Below are 19,595 nucleotides of genomic sequence, written 5' to 3'. Positions count from 1 at the left end.
GCCGCGCCTAATTACTCGAACCAGTGGGCTCGGGCGGCCATGATCAACTTGCCGGCACGATCATCGTCAATGCCGTCGATGTCGAGCAGATCGTCAATAGACTGCTCGGCCAGGTCTTCGCGGGTAATTACGCCGCGCACCGCCAGTTCCATCGCCAAATCCTTGTCCATACCCTCAAGCGAGAGCAGGTCTTCGGCCGGATGGGCGTCTGCCAGCTTTTCCTCAGTAGCGATGGCTTTGGTCAACAAACGATCCTTGGCACGAGCGCGAAGCTCGTTGACGATGTCTTCGTCAAAGCCGTCGATGTTGAGCATTTCTTCCAACGGTACGTAGGCAATCTCTTCCAGGCTGGTGAAGCCTTCATCGACCAGCACCTGGGCCAGTTCTTCGTCGACTTCCAGCTCGTCGATGAAGTTGCGCAGGATGTCGCCGGTTTCTGCTTGCTGCTTAGCCTGGATGTCCGATTCGGTCATCACGTTCAGGGTCCAGCCAGTCAATTGGCTCGCCAGACGCACGTTCTGACCACCGCGACCGATGGCCTGAGCCAGATTGTCTGCGCCAACGGCGATGTCCATTGCGTGGGCATCTTCGTCAACGATAATTGCTGCAACCTCGGCCGGGGACATGGCGTTGATTACGAATTGAGCCGGGTTGTCGTCCCAGAGAACGATATCAACACGCTCACCGCCCAACTCACCCGACACTGCCTGGACGCGCGAACCGCGCATACCGATGCAAGCGCCCTGCGGGTCGATGCGTTTGTCCTTGGAGCGTACGGCGATCTTGGCGCGCGAACCCGGGTCACGGGATGCGGCCATCACTTCGATCAAGCCTTCAGCGATTTCCGGCACTTCGATGCGGAACAACTCGATCAGCATTTCCGGCGCGGTACGCGACAGGATCAGCTGCGGGCCGCGGTTCTCGGTGCGGATTTCCTTGAGCAGCGCACGCAGACGCACGCCAACCCGGAAGGTTTCGCGAGAGATGATGTCTTCACGAGCCAGCAACGCTTCAGCGTTGTTACCCAGATCGACGATCACGTTATCGCGGGTCACTTTCTTCACGGTGCCGGAGATGATTTCACCCAGGCGCTCGCGGTAAGCGTCCACAACCTGAGCACGCTCGGCTTCGCGGACTTTCTGCACGATGACTTGCTTGGCAGTCTGTGCAGCAATACGGCCGAATTCGATCGACTCGATTTTTTCTTCGACGACGTCACCCACCTTGGCACCTGGATGCGTTTCAGCAACCTTGCTCGGCCAGGTTTCGATGGCCGGATCGTCCAGGTCGGCTTCTTCGACGACCGTCCAGCGACGGAAAGTCTCGTAAGCACCGGTGTGGCGGTTGATTTCCACACGCAGATCAACTTCGTCCTCGAAACGCTTTTTGGTAGCAGTGGCCAGAGCCAGCTCCAGCGCTTCAAAAATTACGTTTGCCGGTACGCCCTTTTCATTGGATACCGACTCAACAACCAGCAGTACTTCTTTGCTCATCGTACGCCTCGCCTTTCGCAAGCCATTGGATCCGCGGGATCCGCGTCTCAGTCAAAACTGGGAATAATGTTGGCCTTGTCGATCATATCGATCGGCAACAGGAACTCATGGTCTTCTACCTGCACCACGACATCCTGTTCTTCTACACCGCGCAGAAGGCCCTGAAAGTTGCGTCGACCTTCAAAAGGCGAGCGCAGCTTGATCTTCACTTGTTCACCGGCAAATTTTGCAAACTGCTCAAGAGTGAACAGAGGGCGTTCCATGCCAGGCGAGGAAACTTCAAGGGTGTATTCAACGGAAATTGGATCTTCAACATCCAGGACACCGCTGATCTGACGGCTGACAATGGCACAATCGTCCACCAGCACACCGCCTTCTTTATCGATATAAACGCGCAACAGTGAGTGGCGACCTTGAGCCGAAAACTCAATACCCCAGCATTCATAGCCAAGGGCCACGACCACCGGGGCCAACAAGGCCTGCAACTGTTCTAGCTTGCTCGACACCTGAACCCCCTCGTGCATGTAAATGCATGCTATGCAAAATAAAAAAATGGGCGAAACGCCCATCCCTGAAACGCCGTCGAACAGCGGCGTTATAAAGTGTCCAGCTAACAAAAAGCCCCTGAAAAGGGGCTCCTTAAACTGGTTGCGGGGGCCGGATTTGAACCGACGACCTTCGGGTTATGAGCCCGACGAGCTACCAGACTGCTCCACCCCGCGACAAAGCTGGGGCGGAAGTATACGACCGATCCCTGACAGGGTCAATGTAACCTTCCACCTGCAAGAAAGCCCGCAACAGCGGGCTCTCCTGACTAATTGGTACCGAGAAGGGGACTCGAACCCCTACACCCTATGGGCACAACCACCTCAAGGTTGCGTGTCTACCAATTCCACCACCTCGGCAATACTACGTTTGAAACCCTTCTTACTTCTGCTCTTGAGCTGGAGGCACGTCAGTCGCACTGTTGGCCGACTTTTGCTCTTGAAGCACCGGGACATCATCAGAAGCCGGTTGTTGCTTTGGAACTTCCAACACTGCCGGGTTTGGCAAACCTACTTGAGTCAGCTGGTGAGCTTTCTCTTTAGCAAAGTAACCTAACCCTAAGCTGGTTATGAAGAAACCTGCGGCAAGTATAGCAGTAAACTTACTAAGAAAGGTAGAGGAACCTTGGCTTCCGAACACAGTATTTGAAGCACCTGCTCCGAAAGACGCGCCAGCATCCGCACCTTTACCCTGCTGCAGCAATACGAGAGCAACTACGCCCAATGCACCCAGCAGATGAAAAACGACTACGACTGTTTCCAGCATTTTTTCAGTTTCCCGCGGCGCGACAAATCGCACCGAACTCATCTGCATTCAGGGAAGCTCCACCAATGAGCCCCCCATCGATATCCGGCATGCCGAACAGTTCGACCGCATTGGCCGCCTTCACGCTGCCGCCGTATAGAAGCCGCACACCTCGTGCGACTTCAGAATTCTCTGCCGCCAACTGCGCGCGAATGGCTGCATGCACATCCTGCGCTTGTTGTGGCGAAGCAGTCAGCCCGGTGCCAATGGCCCAGACCGGCTCGTAAGCGATTACCGCCTTCGCAAATGCACCGACACCCAGCTCCTCAATGATGCTGTCAAGCTGACGCGAGACAACTTCAAGAGTCTTTCCAGCTTCACGCTGCTCAAGGGTTTCCCCAATGCACAACACCGGAATCAAGCCACATGCCTGAGCTGCTGCGAACTTTCGGATCAGCATTCCGTCCTGCTCGCCCATTACCTGACGACGCTCGGAGTGCCCGACAAGCACCAGTGAACAGCCCGCATCCACCAACTGACTCGGAGCAACCTCACCAGTCAACGCACCTTGTGTGGACTCCACCGCAGAATTCTGCGCGCCGACTGCAATCGACTTTCCTTTCAAGCCATCAATCACTTGATTGATATGCAGGCAAGGCGGGAATACCGCTACATCAACACCGCTCGGCAAGGCCAAATCACAAAGGCCTTTGATCAGCTCAGCGACGCTGGCGCGGGTACCGTGCATCTTCCAGTTACCAGCTACCATAGGGCGACGCATGCTGTACCTCGTCGGTCAAAGTGGGCGCAGATGTTACCCAACACAATCATGGCTGGCAAGCCGAATTCAGGCAGAAACTTCACTAACCAGTTTTGCCAGCTCTTCGGCGTAGCCACGAACCTGCGTTTCGTCTTCGCCCTCGACCATGACGCGAACCAGCGGCTCTGTTCCGGACTTGCGCAAAAGCACCCGCCCACGACCCGCCATAGCCTTGGTCACACGCTCACTGGCTTCCTTGACGGAAGGATGATCAAGGGGACTAGCACCACCACCAAAACGCACATTGATCAGGATCTGAGGGCATTTACGCAACGCCTGACGAGCCTGGGCGAGCCCTTCCGATCGAGTCTTGAGCGCTTTCAACACCTGCAACGCGGCAACGATCGCATCACCCGTAGTGGTGTAATTGAAACAAACGATATGCCCCGAGTTCTCACCACCCACCAGCCAGTTACGCTCCAGCAGGTCAGCAATGACATAACGGTCGCCGACATTGGCACGCACGAACGGAATCGCCAGATCTGCGAGAGCCAGCTCCAGGCCCAGGTTACTCATCAGCGTACCGACCACACCGCCCTGCAGCTTGTCACGCTCATGCAGGTCGCGCGCAATGATGTACAGCAGCTCATCGCCATCAACGATGGTACCGGTGTGATCGACCATCAGAACGCGATCACCATCACCGTCAAATGCGATCCCAAGATCGGCGTGCTCGGCGAGAACAGCAGCCTGCAGTTGCCCCATATGAGTCGAACCGCAATTATCGTTGATGTTCAATCCGTTGGGTTGCGCTGAAAGAACTACCACCTCGGCCCCTAGCTCGCGAAACACGCTAGGCGCAACCTTGTAAGTCGCACCATGGGCACAGTCGATGACGATTTTCAGGCCGGAGAAGCTGGTCCCCGTCGGTACGCTACTCTTGCAGAACTCGATGTAACGACCCGAGGCGTCGTTGATTCGCGTGACCTTGCCGATCTTGCTCGACTCAACCACGGTCATTGGCGTATCCAGCAACTCCTCGATCATCAGCTCGACTTCATCCGGCAGCTTGGTGCCCTTTCCGGAGAAAAACTTGATGCCATTGTCGTCATGAGGATTATGCGACGCACTGATCACGATACCCGCTTCAGCATGAAAGGTACGCGTAAGATAGGCGATGGCTGGCGTTGGCATTGGCCCCAGTAACATGACATCGGCCCCCGCCGAAGTCAGTCCGGCTTCCAGCGCAGACTCGAACATGTAACCGGAGATCCGGGTGTCCTTGCCGACCAACACCTTGCAGGCACCCATCTTGCGAAATGCCATGCCTGCAGCCCAGCCAAGCTTGAGCATGAAGTCAGGAGTAATCGGATATTGACCAACTCGACCACGAATGCCGTCGGTACCAAAGTATTTCCTGCTCATAAACACTCCATCATTCTTATTCGGCTGACGCCACTGCGGTGATCATCCTCACCACATCGACAGTTTCAGCGACATCATGGACGCGCAATATACGCGCCCCCTTGTGCGAAGCCAGCGCAGCAAGGGCAAGACTGCCATACAAGCGCTCGCCCACCGGACGATTCAATGCCTGCCCGATCATGCTCTTTCGCGAAACCCCGACCAACAGGGGCCGCCCCAAGGCATGCAAGGCATCCATATGCTTGAACAAGCTTAGGTTGTGCTGCAATGTTTTGGCGAAACCGAAGCCTGGATCAAGAATGATCCGCTCAGCCGCGATCCCTACCGATGCGCACTGTGCCATGCGCTCGACAAGGAACTCACCGACTTCCCTGGTGACGTCCTGATACTGCGGATTGTCCTGCATATCGCCCGGCTCACCGAGCATATGCATCAGACAGACCGGCAGACCGGTCGCCGCCGCCGCATCCAAGGCACCATCGCGACGGAGTGCACGCACGTCATTGATCAACCCGGCGCCCAGTCGTGCGGTTTCACGCATGACAGCCGGCGTGGAGGTATCGACCGAGATGATCACGTCCAGCTCGCGGCTGATCCGCTCGACAATCGGCGCTACGCGCTCCAGCTCTTCCAGTGGCGAAACCGCCCTGGCACCCGGTCGCGTCGATTCACCACCCACATCAATCAGCGTCGCGCCAGCCGCCACCATGGCTTCTGCGTGCCGTAGGGCAGCATCAAGCTGGCTGTATTGACCGCCATCGGAGAAAGAATCGGGGGTGACATTGAGAATGCCCATGACATGAGTCCGGGCCAAATCAAGAACCCGGTTGCCGCAAGGCAACCGGGTCGAGGACAGAACAGAAGTCATTTCAAACCTTAAACGTCGGCAGCCGGACCGCCAATCGGTGTTTCCGGACGCTCTTCGTGCACCACCGGAGGGGTTCCGGAAGTGCCGGTGCCACCGGACCAGTCGCGAGGTTCGCGAGGCGTACGACCCGCCATGATGTCATCGATCTGATCAGCATCGATCGTCTCGTACTTCATCAGGGCATCGGCCATTGCATCCAGCTTGTCACGGTTGTCCGTAAGGATCTGCTTAGCTGTGCCGTAGCATTGATCAATAATGCTGCGCACTTCGGAGTCGATCAGCTTGGCCGTCTCGCCGGAGAAACTTGCATTCTGACCACCGCCGCCGCGACCAAGGAAAACCTCACCTTCTTCTTCGGCGTACATTAAAGGACCGAGTTTCTCCGAAAGCCCCCACTTGGTCACCATGTTCCGCGCAATCTGGCTGGCACGCATAATGTCGTTGGAGGCACCGGTGGTTACACCATCGAAGCCCAGCGTCATCTCTTCAGCGATACGACCACCGTACAGCGAGCAAATCTGACTGATCAGCGCTCGCTTGGACAAGCTGTAGCGATCTTCTTCCGGCAGGAACATGGTCACACCCAAGGCGCGACCGCGCGGAATGATCGACACCTTGTATACCGGATCATGCTCGGGCACGACACGACCAACAATGGCGTGACCCGCCTCGTGGTAAGCCGTGTTCTGTTTTTCTTTCTCGGACATGACCATGGATTTGCGCTCGGCACCCATCATGATCTTGTCTTTGGCCAGTTCGAATTCCTTCATTTCGACAATGCGCTTGCCAGCACGGGCGGCAAACAGCGAAGCCTCGTTTACCAGGTTGGCCAGGTCGGCACCGGAGAAGCCAGGCGTACCACGAGCGATAACGGCCGGAGCGACGTCGTCACCCATTGGCACTTTGCGCATGTGGACCTTGAGAATCTGTTCGCGGCCACGGATATCCGGCAGACCCACTACAACCTGACGGTCGAAACGGCCCGGGCGCAGCAGCGCAGGGTCCAGTACGTCTGGACGGTTGGTGGCGGCAATCACGATGATGCCGTCATTCATTTCGAAGCCATCCATCTCTACCAGCAACTGGTTGAGCGTCTGCTCGCGCTCGTCGTGACCGCCACCCATGCCGGCGCCACGATGGCGACCGACGGCGTCGATTTCGTCGATGAAGATGATGCATGGCGCGTGTTTTTTGGCCTGCTCGAACATGTCACGAACACGGCTGGCACCCACACCAACGAACATTTCGACGAAATCGGAGCCGGAAATGGTGAAGAACGGCACCTTGGCTTCGCCAGCAATCGCCTTGGCCAGCAAGGTTTTACCGGTACCCGGAGGACCAACCATCAGCACGCCGCGGGGAATGCGACCGCCCAGACGCTGGAACTTGCCCGGATCACGCAGGAACTCGACCAGCTCACCGACCTCTTCCTTGGCTTCGTCACAACCGGCAACGTCAGCCAACGTGGTCTTGACCTGATCTTCAGACAGCAGGCGCGCCTTGCTCTTGCCAAAACTCATTGGCCCGCCCTTGCCTCCGGCGCCGCCCTGCATCTGCCGCATGAAGAACATGAACACGGCAATGATCACGAGGATCGGGAAGCTTGCGACCAGGAGTTGAGTCCAGATGCTTTGCTGTTCAGGCTGCTTGCCTTCGACCACGACGTGGTTATCCACCAGGTCGCCGATCAAGCCATTGTCCTGGATCGCCGGACGAATGGTCTTGAAACTGTCGCCATCGTTGCGCTTGCCGGTAATCACGTAGCCATCAACCGCCACGCGCTCGACCTTGCCATCCTTGACCTGCTGGATGAAGTCGGAATAGTTGAGGGTCTGCGGCTCGTTAGGGCTGGAGAAGTTGTTCATCACCGTCACCAGGACAGCCGCGATGATCAACCACAGGATCAGATTCTTTGCCATATCGTTCAATTAACTACCCTCTGAAGCAAGCGCCGCTGATGGCGCGCGCTTCGCATGATATTCACCGGCCTAACTTACTACATTACCTACGACTTGGCAGGCGCCGTCTGTAACCCTTTGTGAAACACTTCCTACACAATATTCGTTATTTCCCACAGGGCGAAATACGAAAATCCTATTGCCCCGCAAAAAAACCTCGCTTTATTCACTCCGACCACGATAGCCCCAAGCCAGCATGTACTGCTCACGGGAACTGCCACGGGACGAATCCGGCTTGATCATCTGGACCTTGTCGAATTTCTTACGAGCGTCCTTTACGTAAGCATCGAACCCTTCACCCTGAAAAACCTTGATCACGAAATTACCACCCGGCTTGAGTATCCGAGCGGCCAGATCAAGAGCCAGCTCGCAAAGAAACATGGCTTTGGGCATATCTACGGCAGGCGTACCACTCATATTGGGGGCCATATCGGAAATCACAAGGTCCACCTGCGAATTACCCACAGCCTCAAGGATCCGGGCAAGCACTTCGTCCTGGGTGAAGTCACCCTGGATGAAAGTCACGTCGGGAATGCTGTCCATTTCCAGGATGTCCGAGGCGATCAGACGTCCCTGCCCCCCAATCAGCCGGCTAGTGACCTGCGACCAGCCACCAGGCGCCGCACCCAGGTCGACAACGCTCATGCCCGGACGGATCAGCTTGTATTTCTCCTGGACCTCCAGAAGCTTGTAACTCGCACGCGAGCGGTAGCCATCCTTCTGCGCCTGCTTCACATAGGGGTCATTGACATGTCTTTTCAGCCAACCAAGGCTTGTCTTGGAACGCGCCATTGGGCACCTCGTTGATAAGGGTCGTGATTAATTGGGCGGATCCACGAACCCTCGGGTAAAATGGCCGCCATTTTACAGAATCCAGACGAAAGGGTCAGATTATGCCGCTCACTCAAGAGCAGAAGAAACAGTACAAATCCATTGGCCACCACCTGAAACCAGTTTTGATTGTGGCTGACAATGGTTTGACTGAAGGTGTTTTAGCCGAATTTGAACGCGCTTTGGCGGATCACGAGCTGATCAAAATCAAGCTCAACATCCTGGATCGCGAGTCGCGCCTGGCGTCCATTGCAGAACTGTGCAAGGTTGGCAAAGCGGATCTGGTTCAGGTCATCGGCAAGATGGCACTGATTTACCGCAAAAACTTCAGCGTCAACAAGCAGCTGTCGAACGTCCATCGCTTCAAGTGATGGCAAGGGTCAAGGGTGTGCTTCGCGCACCCTGCCACTCCACCCAGGCACCGGCTGTATGACCAGCACCAGTCCAGAAAAGCCCAGGACAAGATAACTGAACACCTGCCAACGCACCGCGTCGGGCCACCCGACACGCACCGCGAAGTGCATCGCGCACGCGCCCAGCCCCATCAGCAACAGCTGCCCACGAATATCGCACCATAGACTGGCAAGGCCCTCGGCCTGAATCAGCACCAAAGCCTGAAAAACCAGACACACCGTGGCAAAACCCACCATCAATGCATTCAGCATGCCTGCAATTTCGTCGATCAGCAGCGGTGCCAGGCCAATCAGCCCCAGCACCGGCAACAGACCGATATGCAACAACCACAGGCCGCCAACCCACAACATCTGAGTCAGCTGCCAAAGCACCGCGCCCGCACGAAGCAGGCGCCTGCTTTTACCTTCAGATGTGGCGAACTTCGACAATCTCGTACTCGATGACGCCGCTCGGCGTCTTGACCGCGACCACGTCACCCTCTTCCTTGGCAATCAGGGCGCGGGCGATGGGTGAACCGACAGAGATCTTGCCGAGCTTGATGTCTGCCTCGTCCTCACCAACGATCTGGTAGGTCACGCTTTCATCAGTCTCGACGTTGGCGATCTCAACGGTCGTGCCGAAAATCACCTTGCCAGTATGTGCAATGGTCGTGACATCAATCACCACTGCATTTTGCATGCGGCCTTCGATGTCACGGATCCGCGCCTCAACCATACCTTGCTGCTCGCGAGCAGCGTGGTATTCGGCGTTTTCCTTCAAGTCACCCAACTCGCGGGCCGTACCGATGTCCTGGCTGAGCTTCGGACGAACGACCTTGGTCAGGTGAGCATGTTCTTCTTCCAGGGCGCGAGCGCCCTGAACGGTCATTGGGTACTTCGTTATGCTCATGCCTTCAATCCTGCGTGTAGATCCTGCAAGCGGCGTACGGTCTTCTCGGGACCGAACTTCAGCGCTTCGCAGATCGCTTCGCCAGCAGCAATGGTCGTGGTGCAGTAGATCTTGTGCTGCAGGGCATTGCGACGAATGGAATAGGAGTCGGCGATCGACTGACGACCCTCGGTGGTGTTGATGATCAAGGTGACTTCGTCATTCTTGATCATGTCGACCACGTGTGGACGACCCTCGGTCACCTTGTTCACGCGGCGCACTTTCAGGCCTGCGGCTTCGATCAGCTTGGCAGTACCGGCAGTGGCGACCACTTCGAAGCCCAAGTTGATCAGATCACGGGCCACGCCTGCAACCAATGGCTTGTCGTCGTCGCGCACACTGATGAACGCAGTACCGCCGGTCGGCAGCACTTCGCTGGCACCCATCTGGGCTTTGGCAAACGCTTCGCCGAAGGTATCGCCCACGCCCATCACTTCACCGGTGGACTTCATCTCTGGGCCGAGAATCGGGTCAACACCCGGGAATTTGGCGAACGGGAATACCGCCTCTTTCACGCTGTAGAAGTTAGGAATGATTTCCTTGGTGAAACCGATTTCCTTCAGGGTTTTACCGGCCATGACGCGAGCCGCGATCATCGCCAGGGAAACACCGATGCACTTGGACACGAAAGGCACGGTACGCGATGCACGCGGGTTGACTTCAATCACGTAGATGTCGTCGCCCTGCAGCGCCAACTGTACGTTCATCAGGCCGACCACACCCAGCTCCAGGGCCATTTTCTTGACCTGCTCACGCATCTCGTCCTGGATATGCGCAGGCAGCGAGTACGGTGGCAGCGAGCATGCGGAGTCACCGGAGTGAACGCCAGCCTGCTCAATGTGCTGCATGATTGCGCCGATCACCACGTCTTTGCCGTCGCAGACCGCATCAACGTCCATTTCGATGGCGCAGTTAAGGAAGTGGTCCAGCAGCACCGGGCTGTCATTGGACACTTGAACCGCTTCACGCAGGTAGCGCTTGAGTTCTTCTTCTTCGTAAACGATTTCCATCGCACGACCGCCCAGCACGTAGGACGGGCGCACCACCAGCGGGTAGCCGATCTTGGCAGCCGCACGAATCGCTTCGTCTTCGCTGCGTACGGTGGCGTTTGGCGGCTGACGCAGGTTCAGTCGCTGAACCATTTGCTGGAAGCGCTCACGGTCTTCGGCACGGTCGATGGCGTCAGGGCTGGTGCCGATGATCGGCACGCCGGCGGCTTCCAGGGCACGGGCCAGTTTCAACGGGGTCTGGCCGCCGTACTGGACGATCACGCCTTTCGGTTTCTCGACGCGGACGATTTCCAGCACGTCTTCCAGGGTCACTGGCTCGAAGTACAGGCGATCGGAAGTGTCGTAGTCGGTGGATACGGTTTCCGGGTTGCAGTTGACCATGATGGTCTCGTACCCGTCATCGCGCAGGGCCAGTGCCGCGTGTACGCAGCAGTAGTCGAACTCGATGCCCTGGCCGATACGGTTCGGACCGCCACCCAGGATCATGATCTTGTCGCGGCCCGATGGAGCGGCCTCACACTCTTCTTCGTACGTGGAGTACAGATAAGCGGTATCGGTGGCGAACTCGGCGGCGCACGTGTCAACGCGCTTGTAGACCGGGAATACTTCAAGCTTGTGGCGATGGGCACGCAGGCTCTTCTCGGTCACACCCAGCAGCTTGGCCAGACGCTGATCGGAGAAGCCTTTGCGCTTGAGGCGGAACATCAGGTCACGGTCGATGCTGGTCAGACCCAGGGTCTTGACCTTCTCTTCGTCCTTGATCAGATCTTCCATCTGCACCAGGAACCAAGGATCGATCATGGTCATGCCGAAGATATCTTCAACGCTCATGCCGGCGCGCATTGCGTCCGCCACGTACCAGATACGCTCGGCACCCGGCACGGTCAGCTCGCGTTTGAGGATGCTCATGCTTTCCGGATTGTTCAGGTCAACCTTCTCGTCCAGACCGCAAACGCCTACTTCCAGGCCGCGCAGCGCTTTCTGCAGGGATTCCTGGAAGGTGCGGCCAATGGCCATGACTTCGCCGACCGACTTCATTTGCGTGGTCAGGCGCGCGTCTGCCTTGGAGAACTTCTCGAAGGCGAAACGCGGCAGCTTGGTCACGACGTAGTCGATGGACGGTTCGAAGGACGCCGGGGTCTTGCCGCCGGTGATGTCGTTCGACAACTCATCCAGGGTGTAACCCACGGCCAGCTTGGCCGCGACCTTGGCAATCGGGAAACCGGTGGCTTTCGACGCCAGGGCCGAGGAACGGGATACACGCGGGTTCATCTCGATGACAACCATGCGACCCGTGTTCGGGCAGATGCCGAACTGGACGTTGGAACCACCGGTTTCCACGCCGATCTCGCGCAGTACCGCCAGGGAGGCGTTACGCAGGATCTGGTATTCCTTGTCGGTCAGGGTCTGTGCAGGCGCCACGGTGATCGAGTCACCGGTGTGCACGCCCATCGGGTCGAAGTTTTCGATGGAGCAGACAATGATGCAGTTGTCCTTCTTATCGCGGACAACCTCCATTTCGTATTCTTTCCAGCCGATCAGGGATTCGTCGATCAGCAGCTCTTTGGTCGGCGACAGGTCCAGACCACGGGCGCAGATTTCTTCGAACTCTTCACGGTTGTAAGCGATACCGCCGCCGGTGCCGCCCATAGTGAAGGACGGACGGATGATGCACGGGAAGCCAAGCTTCTCGAGGACCGCATTGGCCTCTTCCATGCTGTGAGCGATACCGGAGCGCGGGCACGCCAGGCCGATGGATTTCATGGCCTTGTCGAAACGCGAGCGGTCTTCAGCCTTGTCGATGGTGTCGGCGTTGGCACCGATCATCTCTACGCCGAACTTCTCCAGAACGCCTTCGCGCTCCAGGTCCAGGGCGCAGTTCAGGGCGGTCTGGCCGCCCATGGTTGGCAGCAGCGCGTCCGGACGCTCTTTCTCGATGATCTTGGCGACGGTCTGCCACTTGATCGGTTCGATGTAGGTAGCGTCGGCCATGGCCGGGTCGGTCATGATGGTGGCCGGGTTGGAGTTTACCAGGATGACGCGGTAACCCTCTTCGCGCAGGGCTTTGCAGGCCTGGGCGCCGGAGTAGTCGAATTCGCAGGCCTGGCCGATCACGATCGGGCCAGCGCCGAGAATCAGGATGCTTTTAATGTCTGTACGTTTTGGCATGGGTTTGTCACTCAAATCCGCAGGTCAGTCGGCAAGCCGTCTTGTTCAATCTCTGAAGCCTTGAGAGGGCCACCGGTATCGGGACCGCCCTCAAGCTTTGCAACATCAGGGCGAGCGATCAGCGTCGCTTGGCCATCTCGTTGATGAAGCGATCAAACAAAGGCGCTACGTCGTTCGGGCCAGGGCTGGCTTCCGGGTGACCCTGGAAGCTGAAGGCGCTCTTGTCGGTACGCTCGATCCCTTGCAGGGTGCCGTCGAACAGCGATTTGTGAGTCGCACGAACGTTGGCCGGCAGGGTGGCTTCGTCTACGGCAAAACCGTGGTTCTGGCTGGTGATCATCACTACACCGGTATCCAGATCCTGAACCGGGTGGTTGGCACCGTGGTGGCCGTGACCCATTTTCAGGGTCTTGGCGCCGGAGGCCAGGGCCAGCAGCTGGTGACCAAGGCAGATGCCGAATACCGGAATTTCGGTTTCCAGCACGTCCTTGATCGCCTGGATCGCGTAGTCGCAAGGCTCCGGATCGCCAGGACCGTTTGACAGGAACACGCCGTCCGGCTGCAAGGCGAGGACATCGGCGGCAGGCGTTTGAGCCGGTACCACGGTGACGCGGCAACCGCGCTCGACCAACATGCGCAGGATGTTCAGCTTGACGCCGTAGTCGTAGGCAACCACGTGGTACGGCAGCTCGGAGGCTTCGATGGTGGCATGGCTGTCGGTTTTCAGATCCCAGACCGTCGAACGCCACTCGTAATTCTCAGTAGTGCTGACGACTTTCGCCAGGTCCATGCCTTTCAGGCCAGGGAAGCCCTGGGCGGCGGCAATGGCGGCCTCATCGGAAATGTTGTCACCGGCCATGATGCAGCCGTTCTGTGCGCCTTTTTCACGCAGGATGCGGGTCAGGCGACGGGTGTCGATACCGGCGATTGCCACAACATTGTTGGCTTTCAGGTAGTCGGACAAGGACATGGTGTTACGCCAGTTGCTCGCAACCAGTGGCAGGTCACGGATGACCAGGCCAGCGGACCAGACGCGGTTGGACTCGGCGTCCTCCGGCGTGGTGCCGGTGTTGCCGATATGCGGGTAAGTCAGGGTAACGATCTGTTGGGCGTAGGAAGGATCGGTAAGGATTTCCTGATAGCCGGTCATTGCGGTGTTGAACACCACCTCACCAACGGTTTGACCGTCGGCTCCAATGGCTTCGCCGCGAAAAATGCTGCCATCAGCAAGGGCGAGTATGGCTGGCTTAGTCAAGAAGACCTCCCGTAAATAAAGCCTGAAAGGGCGATCGCAGGTTGTAAAAAAGCGGAGTGACGTATGGACACGTCACCCCGCTTCTTCACTGAATTATTCTGCGCGCTTTTAGTGGACACACTAAAGCTGTAGCTTACAGAAAAAGGCATTTTTGGTCTACCGCCAATGAGCCCGAAAGGCCAGAGAATGCGACAGGACGTCGCTTGGCGGTGTAAAACCGGACGCTAGCAGATTGCTCGGGCCCGGTTTCAATAGCGTTTTATCGCAGGTCGAGCACGTCTTGCATGTCGTAAAGACCAGGCTCTCGACCATCCAGCCACAAGGCAGCACGTACCGCGCCTTTGGCGAAGGTCATGCGACTGGAAGCCTTATGGGTGATTTCCAGGCGCTCCCCTTCACAGGCAAACAGCACCGTGTGATCCCCCACCACATCACCACCGCGAACAGTGGCAAAACCGATGGTTTCACGCTCGCGCGCGCCGGTATGCCCCTCGCGACCATAGACCGCAACCTTCTGCAGGTCACGATCCAGGGCACTGGCGATGACCTCACCCATGCGCAACGCCGTGCCGGAAGGCGCGTCGATCTTGTGCCGGTGGTGAGCTTCGATAATTTCGATATCCGCCTCGTCGCCCAGCACACGAGCCGCCATATCGAGCAATTTCAGCGACAGGTTCACACCCACGCTGAAATTGGCCGCGAACACGATAGGGATGTCTTTGCCCGCCTCGGCCAGCAACTGCTTTTGCGCAGCGTCCAGCCCCGTCGTGCCGATGACCATGGCTTTACCCGCCTTGCGGCAAAAGGCCAGGTTTTTCAGCATGACTTCCGGCAGGGTGAAGTCGATCAACACGTCGAACTCATCCGCCACCGCATCCAGGTTACCGGACAACGGCACGCCGATACGCCCCAGCGAAGCCAGCTCACCGGCGTCCACACCAATCAGCGTACTGCCGGGGCGAACGATGGCGGCTGTCAGACCGGTGAGCGGCGCGCGTTGCTGCACCGCCTCGACCAGGATCTTGCCCATGCGCCCGGCAGCGCCCATCACAGCTATACGTCGCATGACCACTCCTTACAGATCGCCGAAGAAGCGCTTCACGCCTTCGAACCAGCCAGTGGTTTTCGGCGAGTGACTGTTGTCATCCGCCAGCGAGCTGCGGAACTCTTCGAGCATTTCACGCTGACGACGACTCAGATTCACCGGGGTTTCGACCGCCACGCGGCACATCAAGTCACCGGCACCGCCGCCACGCACAGGCGCAACACCCTTGCCACGAACGCGGAATTGCTTGCCGGTCTGAGTCCCTTCGGGAATCTTCAGTTTGACCCGACCATCGAGGGTCGGAATCTCCAGTTCACCACCCAACGCCGCATCGACGAAGCTGATCGGCACTTCGCAGAACAGATGCTTGCCGTCACGCTGGAAGATCGCGTGTTCGCGCACATTGATCACGACATACAGGTCGCCGGTCGGCCCGCCTTGCGCACCCGCCTCGCCTTCGCCAGACAGACGAATGCGGTCACCGGTATCAACACCGGCCGGCACTTTCACCGACAGGGTCTTGTACTCTTCGACGCGACCTTCGCCATGGCAGGAGTCGCATGGATCGGAAATGATCTTGCCCTGACCATGGCAGCGCGGACAGGTCTGCTGCACCGAGAAGAAACCTTGCTGCATGCGCACCTGGCCGATACCGCCACAGGTCGGGCAGGTCACCGGAGAGGAGCCTTTCTTGGCACCCGAGCCATCGCACGGCTTGCAGTTGACCAGCGTTGGAACGCGGATATTCACGGTCGTGCCGCGCACCGCCTCTTCCAGATCCAGCTCCAGGGTGTAACGCAGATCACTGCCGCGCTGAGCGCCGCCACGGGAACCACCGCGACCGCCACCGAAGAAGTCACTGAAGACATCGCCAAAGATATCGGAGAAGTTCTGACCGCCAAAACCGGCACCGCCGCCACCCATGCTCGGGTCGACACCGGCATGACCATACTGGTCGTACGCCGCACGCTTGCTGGAATCGGACAGTACTTCGTAAGCCTCGTTGGCTTCCTTGAATTTCTCTTCCGACGCTTTGTCATCGGGATTACGGTCCGGGTGGTGCTTCATCGCCAGGCGACGGTAGGCCTTTTTCAGGTCCGCCTCGCTTGAGCCTCGTTCAACACCCAATACTTCGTAATAGTCACGCTTTGCCATAAGTCTTTTGCACTCTTAAGGACGTTCGGCAAACCTCTCCTGAGCCTCGCCAAACCCGTTGAGCCCCAATGCAGGCCCGGACCCAACTCACGTCAATTCAACGATCCTGGTCTTTGATTCGATGCGGTACTTGCGGCTCAGAAAGCAGGAGCATTCCCGGCCATACCATCAGCACGCGAACGTTGTCGCATACTGTAAAAATTCGCTTACTCCAGACATGCCAACGCGGGAGCAAGCTCCCGCGCGGCGACATCCTACCAGTCACCGCCTCAAGGCAGTCAACCGGCCGACCAACAACTTACTTGTGGTCTTTGACTTCTTCGAACTCAGCATCGACGACGTCATCAGCCTTTCCAGCCGACTCAGCGTGCGGTGCAGCGCCTTCAGCTGGCTGAGCCTGCTCGGCGTACATCTTCTGAGCCACTGGCGCGGAGACCTTGGACAGCTCTTCAACCTTGGCTTCGATCGCAGCCTTGTCGTCACCTTTAACAGCGGCTTCCAAAGCAACTACAGCCGCTTCGATTGCAGTCTTCTCTTCGGCACTCACTTTGTCGCCAGCGTCGGCCACCATTTTACGTGTCGAGTGAACCAGTGCATCGCCCTGGTTACGAGCAGCAGCCAGCTCTTCGAACTTGCGATCTTCCTCGGCGTTGGCCTCGGCATCACGCACCATGCGCTCGATCTCTTCATCGGACAGACCGGAGTTGGCCTTGATCACGATCGACTGAGTCTTGCCAGTGGCCTTGTCTTTGGCGCCTACGTGCAGGATGCCGTTGGCGTCGATGTCGAAGGTCACTTCGATTTGCGGCACGCCACGTGGTGCTGGTGGAATCTCGGCCAGGTCGAACTTGCCCAGGGACTTGTTCTGTGCTGCTTGCTTACGCTCACCTTGCAGCACGTGAATGGTCACGGCGCCCTGGTTGTCGTCGGCAGTCGAGAACACTTGCGATTTCTTGGTAGGAATCGTGGTGTTTTTCTCGATCAGCGCAGTCATCACGCCACCCATGGTTTCGATACCCAGGGTCAGCGGGCTGACGTCGAGCAGCAGAACGTCTTTCACATCACCGGCCAGTACCGCGCCCTGGATAGCAGCACCCATGGCAACCGCTTCGTCCGGGTTAACATCTTTACGAGCTTCTTTACCGAAGAACTCGGTAACCAGCTTCTGCACCAGCGGCATACGAGTCTGACCGCCCACCAGGATCACGTCGTTGATGGCGCCAACGTCGATACCGGAGTCTTTCAGAGCAATGCGGCAAGGTTCGATGGTGCGTTGAACCAGGTCTTCAACCAGCGCTTCCAGCTTGGCGCGCGAGATTTTCACGTTCAAGTGCTTAGGACCGGTCGCGTCTGCAGTGATGTACGGCAGGTTCACGTCGGTCGACTGAGCGGAAGACAGCTCGATTTTGGCTTTTTCAGCAGCTTCTTTCAGGCGCTGCATCGCCAGCGGGTCACCCTTCAGATTCATACCGCTTTCTTTCTTGAATTCGTCGACGAGGTAGTCGATCAGACGAATGTCGAAGTCTTCACCACCCAGGAAGGTGTCACCGTTGGTGGCCAACACTTCGAACTGGTGCTCGCCATCGACTTCAGCGATTTCAATTACGGAAACGTCGAAAGTACCGCCGCCCAAGTCGTAAACGATCACGGTGTGATCGCCCTTGGCCTTGTCCATGCCGTAAGCCAGCGCAGCTGCGGTGGGTTCGTTGATGATACGTTTTACGTCCAGACCCGCGATGCGGCCGGCGTCTTTGGTGGCTTGACGCTGGCTGTCGTTGAAGTAGGCCGGAACGGTAATCACCGCTTCAGTCACTGACTCGCCCAGGTAGTCTTCGGCGGTCTTCTTCATCTTCTTCAGAATTTCAGCCGAGATTTGTGGCGGAGCCATTTTCTGGCCGTTCACTTCAACCCAGGCGTCGCCGTTGTCAGCCTTGGCGATTTTGTACGGGACCATCTTGATGTCTTTCTGTACGACTTCTTCGTCGAACTTGCGACCGATCAGACGCTTCACCGCGTACAGGGTGTTGTGCGGATTGGTCACTGCCTGACGCTTGGCCGACTGGCCAACCAGGATCTCGCCATCGTTGGCGTAAGCGATGATCGACGGCGTGGTACGCGCGCCTTCGGCGTTTTCGATAACTTTCGCTACGCCGTTTTCAAGTACGGAGACGCAGGAGTTGGTAGTCCCCAGGTCGATACCGATAATTTTGCCCATGTTCACTCTCCCGAAACTTTGGATTTGGTTGCCGCAGCAGTGGTGGCTAACTGCGGTAGCAATTAAACACTTGACTTCTAAATGGGGGCCTTGCGGCTAATTTCAAGCCTGCTCGTCAATCGAAGGCGAAACAGGCGCCGGCGTCTTGCTGACCACGACCATCGCCGGGCGCAGCAGGCGTCCGTTGAGCTGGTAGCCCTTCTGGAACACCTTGAGCACGCTGTTCGGCTCAAGGTCGGCGCTTTCCTGCATCGCCATTGCCTGATGAAGAACGGCATTGAACGGTTCGCCGTGCGGATCGATCGCTTCCAGTTGATAACGTTTCAGGGTGTCCTGGAACATTTTCAGGGTGAGCTCGATGCCTTCGCGCATCGGACGGATGCTTTCGTCATCCGGACTGGACAACTCCAGGCCACGCTCCAGGCTGTCGATGATCGGCAGCAGGTCGCCAGCGAATTTTTCCAGCGCGAATTTGTGAGCCTTTTCTACATCCTGTTCGGCGCGACGGCGGACGTTCTGCAGATCGGCGGCTACACGCAAAGCCTGATCCTGCGCACCTGCCAGTTGCTCTTCGAGCACTTGTACACGAGCCGTCAGGTCATCACCCGAGGCTTGGGAGGCCTGATCGGCGTCTAGATTTTGCGTATCCACTGTCTGTTCGTCAGCCATAGAATTCTCCTTTCAATATCGTCCGCGAGCCTTAACTCGCGCTTCTGCCCACCTATATGGGGCCGCAAAATCCTGCTTCAAGGGGTGTCCGCGTATTAACCCTACAAAAAC

At 57.6% G+C, this 19,595-nt stretch carries 17 protein-coding genes and 2 tRNA genes; 1 reads left to right on the top strand and 18 read right to left on the bottom strand.

Going from position 1 to position 19,595, the window contains the following annotated elements:
- Window positions 1–11 precede the first annotated feature (11 nt).
- The 10 genes from nusA to rlmE all read right to left on the bottom strand — a co-directional run bounded on the left by nusA (window position 12) and on the right by rlmE (window position 8,586).
- The gene (gene nusA / locus ACGJAX_RS10015) at window positions 12–1,493 is read right to left on the bottom strand and encodes a transcription termination factor NusA (protein WP_047537517.1); all 1,482 of its coding nucleotides are present in this window, start codon (window positions 1,491–1,493) and stop codon (window positions 12–14) included.
- A gap of 47 nt (window positions 1,494–1,540) precedes the next feature.
- A complete protein-coding gene (gene rimP, locus ACGJAX_RS10010; RefSeq protein WP_149972091.1) occupies window positions 1,541–1,999 on the bottom strand; it encodes a ribosome maturation factor RimP in 459 nt (152 codons plus the stop codon).
- A 139-nt stretch (window positions 2,000–2,138) separates the two neighbouring features.
- Window positions 2,139–2,215, bottom strand: a tRNA-Met gene (locus ACGJAX_RS10005).
- Between the two features lie 97 nt (window positions 2,216–2,312).
- A tRNA-Leu gene (locus ACGJAX_RS10000) sits at window positions 2,313–2,398 on the bottom strand.
- A 22-nt stretch (window positions 2,399–2,420) separates the two neighbouring features.
- The gene (secG, locus tag ACGJAX_RS09995) at window positions 2,421–2,804 is read right to left on the bottom strand and encodes a preprotein translocase subunit SecG (RefSeq protein ID WP_047537514.1); all 384 of its coding nucleotides are present in this window, start codon (window positions 2,802–2,804) and stop codon (window positions 2,421–2,423) included.
- A 4-nt stretch (window positions 2,805–2,808) separates the two neighbouring features.
- Window positions 2,809–3,564 carry a triose-phosphate isomerase gene (tpiA, locus tag ACGJAX_RS09990; protein WP_090315936.1) on the bottom strand — a complete coding sequence of 252 codons (756 nt, stop codon included), beginning with the start codon at window positions 3,562–3,564 and terminating at the stop codon, window positions 2,809–2,811.
- A gap of 66 nt (window positions 3,565–3,630) precedes the next feature.
- The gene (gene glmM / locus ACGJAX_RS09985) at window positions 3,631–4,968 is read right to left on the bottom strand and encodes a phosphoglucosamine mutase (RefSeq protein WP_090315935.1); all 1,338 of its coding nucleotides are present in this window, start codon (window positions 4,966–4,968) and stop codon (window positions 3,631–3,633) included.
- Window positions 4,969–4,984: 16 nt separating this feature from the next.
- Window positions 4,985–5,836 carry a dihydropteroate synthase gene (gene folP / locus ACGJAX_RS09980; protein ID WP_390958683.1) on the bottom strand — a complete coding sequence of 284 codons (852 nt, stop codon included), beginning with the start codon at window positions 5,834–5,836 and terminating at the stop codon, window positions 4,985–4,987.
- Window positions 5,837–5,844: 8 nt separating this feature from the next.
- Complete coding sequence (ftsH, locus tag ACGJAX_RS09975) at window positions 5,845–7,755, bottom strand: ATP-dependent zinc metalloprotease FtsH (protein WP_390958681.1); 1,911 nt, start codon at window positions 7,753–7,755, stop codon at window positions 5,845–5,847.
- Between the two features lie 201 nt (window positions 7,756–7,956).
- Window positions 7,957–8,586 carry a 23S rRNA (uridine(2552)-2'-O)-methyltransferase RlmE gene (gene rlmE, locus ACGJAX_RS09970; protein ID WP_390958679.1) on the bottom strand — a complete coding sequence of 210 codons (630 nt, stop codon included), beginning with the start codon at window positions 8,584–8,586 and terminating at the stop codon, window positions 7,957–7,959.
- 101 nt (window positions 8,587–8,687) lie between these two features.
- Between rlmE and ACGJAX_RS09965 the strand changes: the two genes are divergently transcribed.
- The gene (locus ACGJAX_RS09965; protein ID WP_020796529.1) at window positions 8,688–8,996 is read left to right on the top strand and encodes a YhbY family RNA-binding protein; all 309 of its coding nucleotides are present in this window, start codon (window positions 8,688–8,690) and stop codon (window positions 8,994–8,996) included.
- A gap of 9 nt (window positions 8,997–9,005) precedes the next feature.
- Here ACGJAX_RS09965 and ACGJAX_RS09960 read toward each other — a convergent pair whose 3' ends face one another.
- From ACGJAX_RS09960 to grpE, 8 genes are all read right to left on the bottom strand, one after another.
- Window positions 9,006–9,410, bottom strand: a complete 405-nt coding sequence (locus ACGJAX_RS09960; protein WP_390959839.1) for an MFS transporter — start codon at window positions 9,408–9,410, stop codon at window positions 9,006–9,008.
- A 34-nt stretch (window positions 9,411–9,444) separates the two neighbouring features.
- Entirely contained in the window at window positions 9,445–9,921 is a 477-nt protein-coding gene (greA, locus tag ACGJAX_RS09955; RefSeq protein ID WP_047539307.1) for a transcription elongation factor GreA, read from the bottom strand.
- Window positions 9,922–9,923: 2 nt separating this feature from the next.
- Complete coding sequence (carB, locus tag ACGJAX_RS09950) at window positions 9,924–13,145, bottom strand: carbamoyl-phosphate synthase large subunit (RefSeq protein WP_090315914.1); 3,222 nt, start codon at window positions 13,143–13,145, stop codon at window positions 9,924–9,926.
- Window positions 13,146–13,263: 118 nt separating this feature from the next.
- Window positions 13,264–14,400 (bottom strand): glutamine-hydrolyzing carbamoyl-phosphate synthase small subunit, encoded by a 1,137-nt coding sequence (gene carA, locus ACGJAX_RS09945; RefSeq protein WP_090315910.1) that lies wholly within the window; start codon window positions 14,398–14,400, stop codon window positions 13,264–13,266.
- A gap of 259 nt (window positions 14,401–14,659) precedes the next feature.
- Window positions 14,660–15,466 (bottom strand): 4-hydroxy-tetrahydrodipicolinate reductase, encoded by an 807-nt coding sequence (gene dapB / locus ACGJAX_RS09940; protein WP_090315906.1) that lies wholly within the window; start codon window positions 15,464–15,466, stop codon window positions 14,660–14,662.
- Between the two features lie 9 nt (window positions 15,467–15,475).
- On the bottom strand, window positions 15,476–16,600 hold the full coding sequence (gene dnaJ, locus ACGJAX_RS09935; RefSeq protein WP_090315903.1) for a molecular chaperone DnaJ: 1,125 nt from the start codon (window positions 16,598–16,600) through the stop codon (window positions 15,476–15,478).
- Between the two features lie 298 nt (window positions 16,601–16,898).
- Window positions 16,899–18,815 (bottom strand): molecular chaperone DnaK, encoded by a 1,917-nt coding sequence (gene dnaK, locus ACGJAX_RS09930; RefSeq protein ID WP_090315900.1) that lies wholly within the window; start codon window positions 18,813–18,815, stop codon window positions 16,899–16,901.
- Window positions 18,816–18,917: 102 nt separating this feature from the next.
- Window positions 18,918–19,484, bottom strand: a complete 567-nt coding sequence (gene grpE / locus ACGJAX_RS09925) for a nucleotide exchange factor GrpE (protein ID WP_090315897.1) — start codon at window positions 19,482–19,484, stop codon at window positions 18,918–18,920.
- Between the last annotated feature and the right edge of the window lie 111 nt (window positions 19,485–19,595).

The sequence above is a fragment of the Pseudomonas moorei genome (assembly GCF_042846945.1).
Taxonomy (GTDB): Bacteria; Pseudomonadota; Gammaproteobacteria; order Pseudomonadales; family Pseudomonadaceae; genus Aquipseudomonas; species Aquipseudomonas moorei.
Note: the sequence above shows the minus strand (reverse complement) of the source record. Positions and strands in the feature narration are given on the sequence as shown.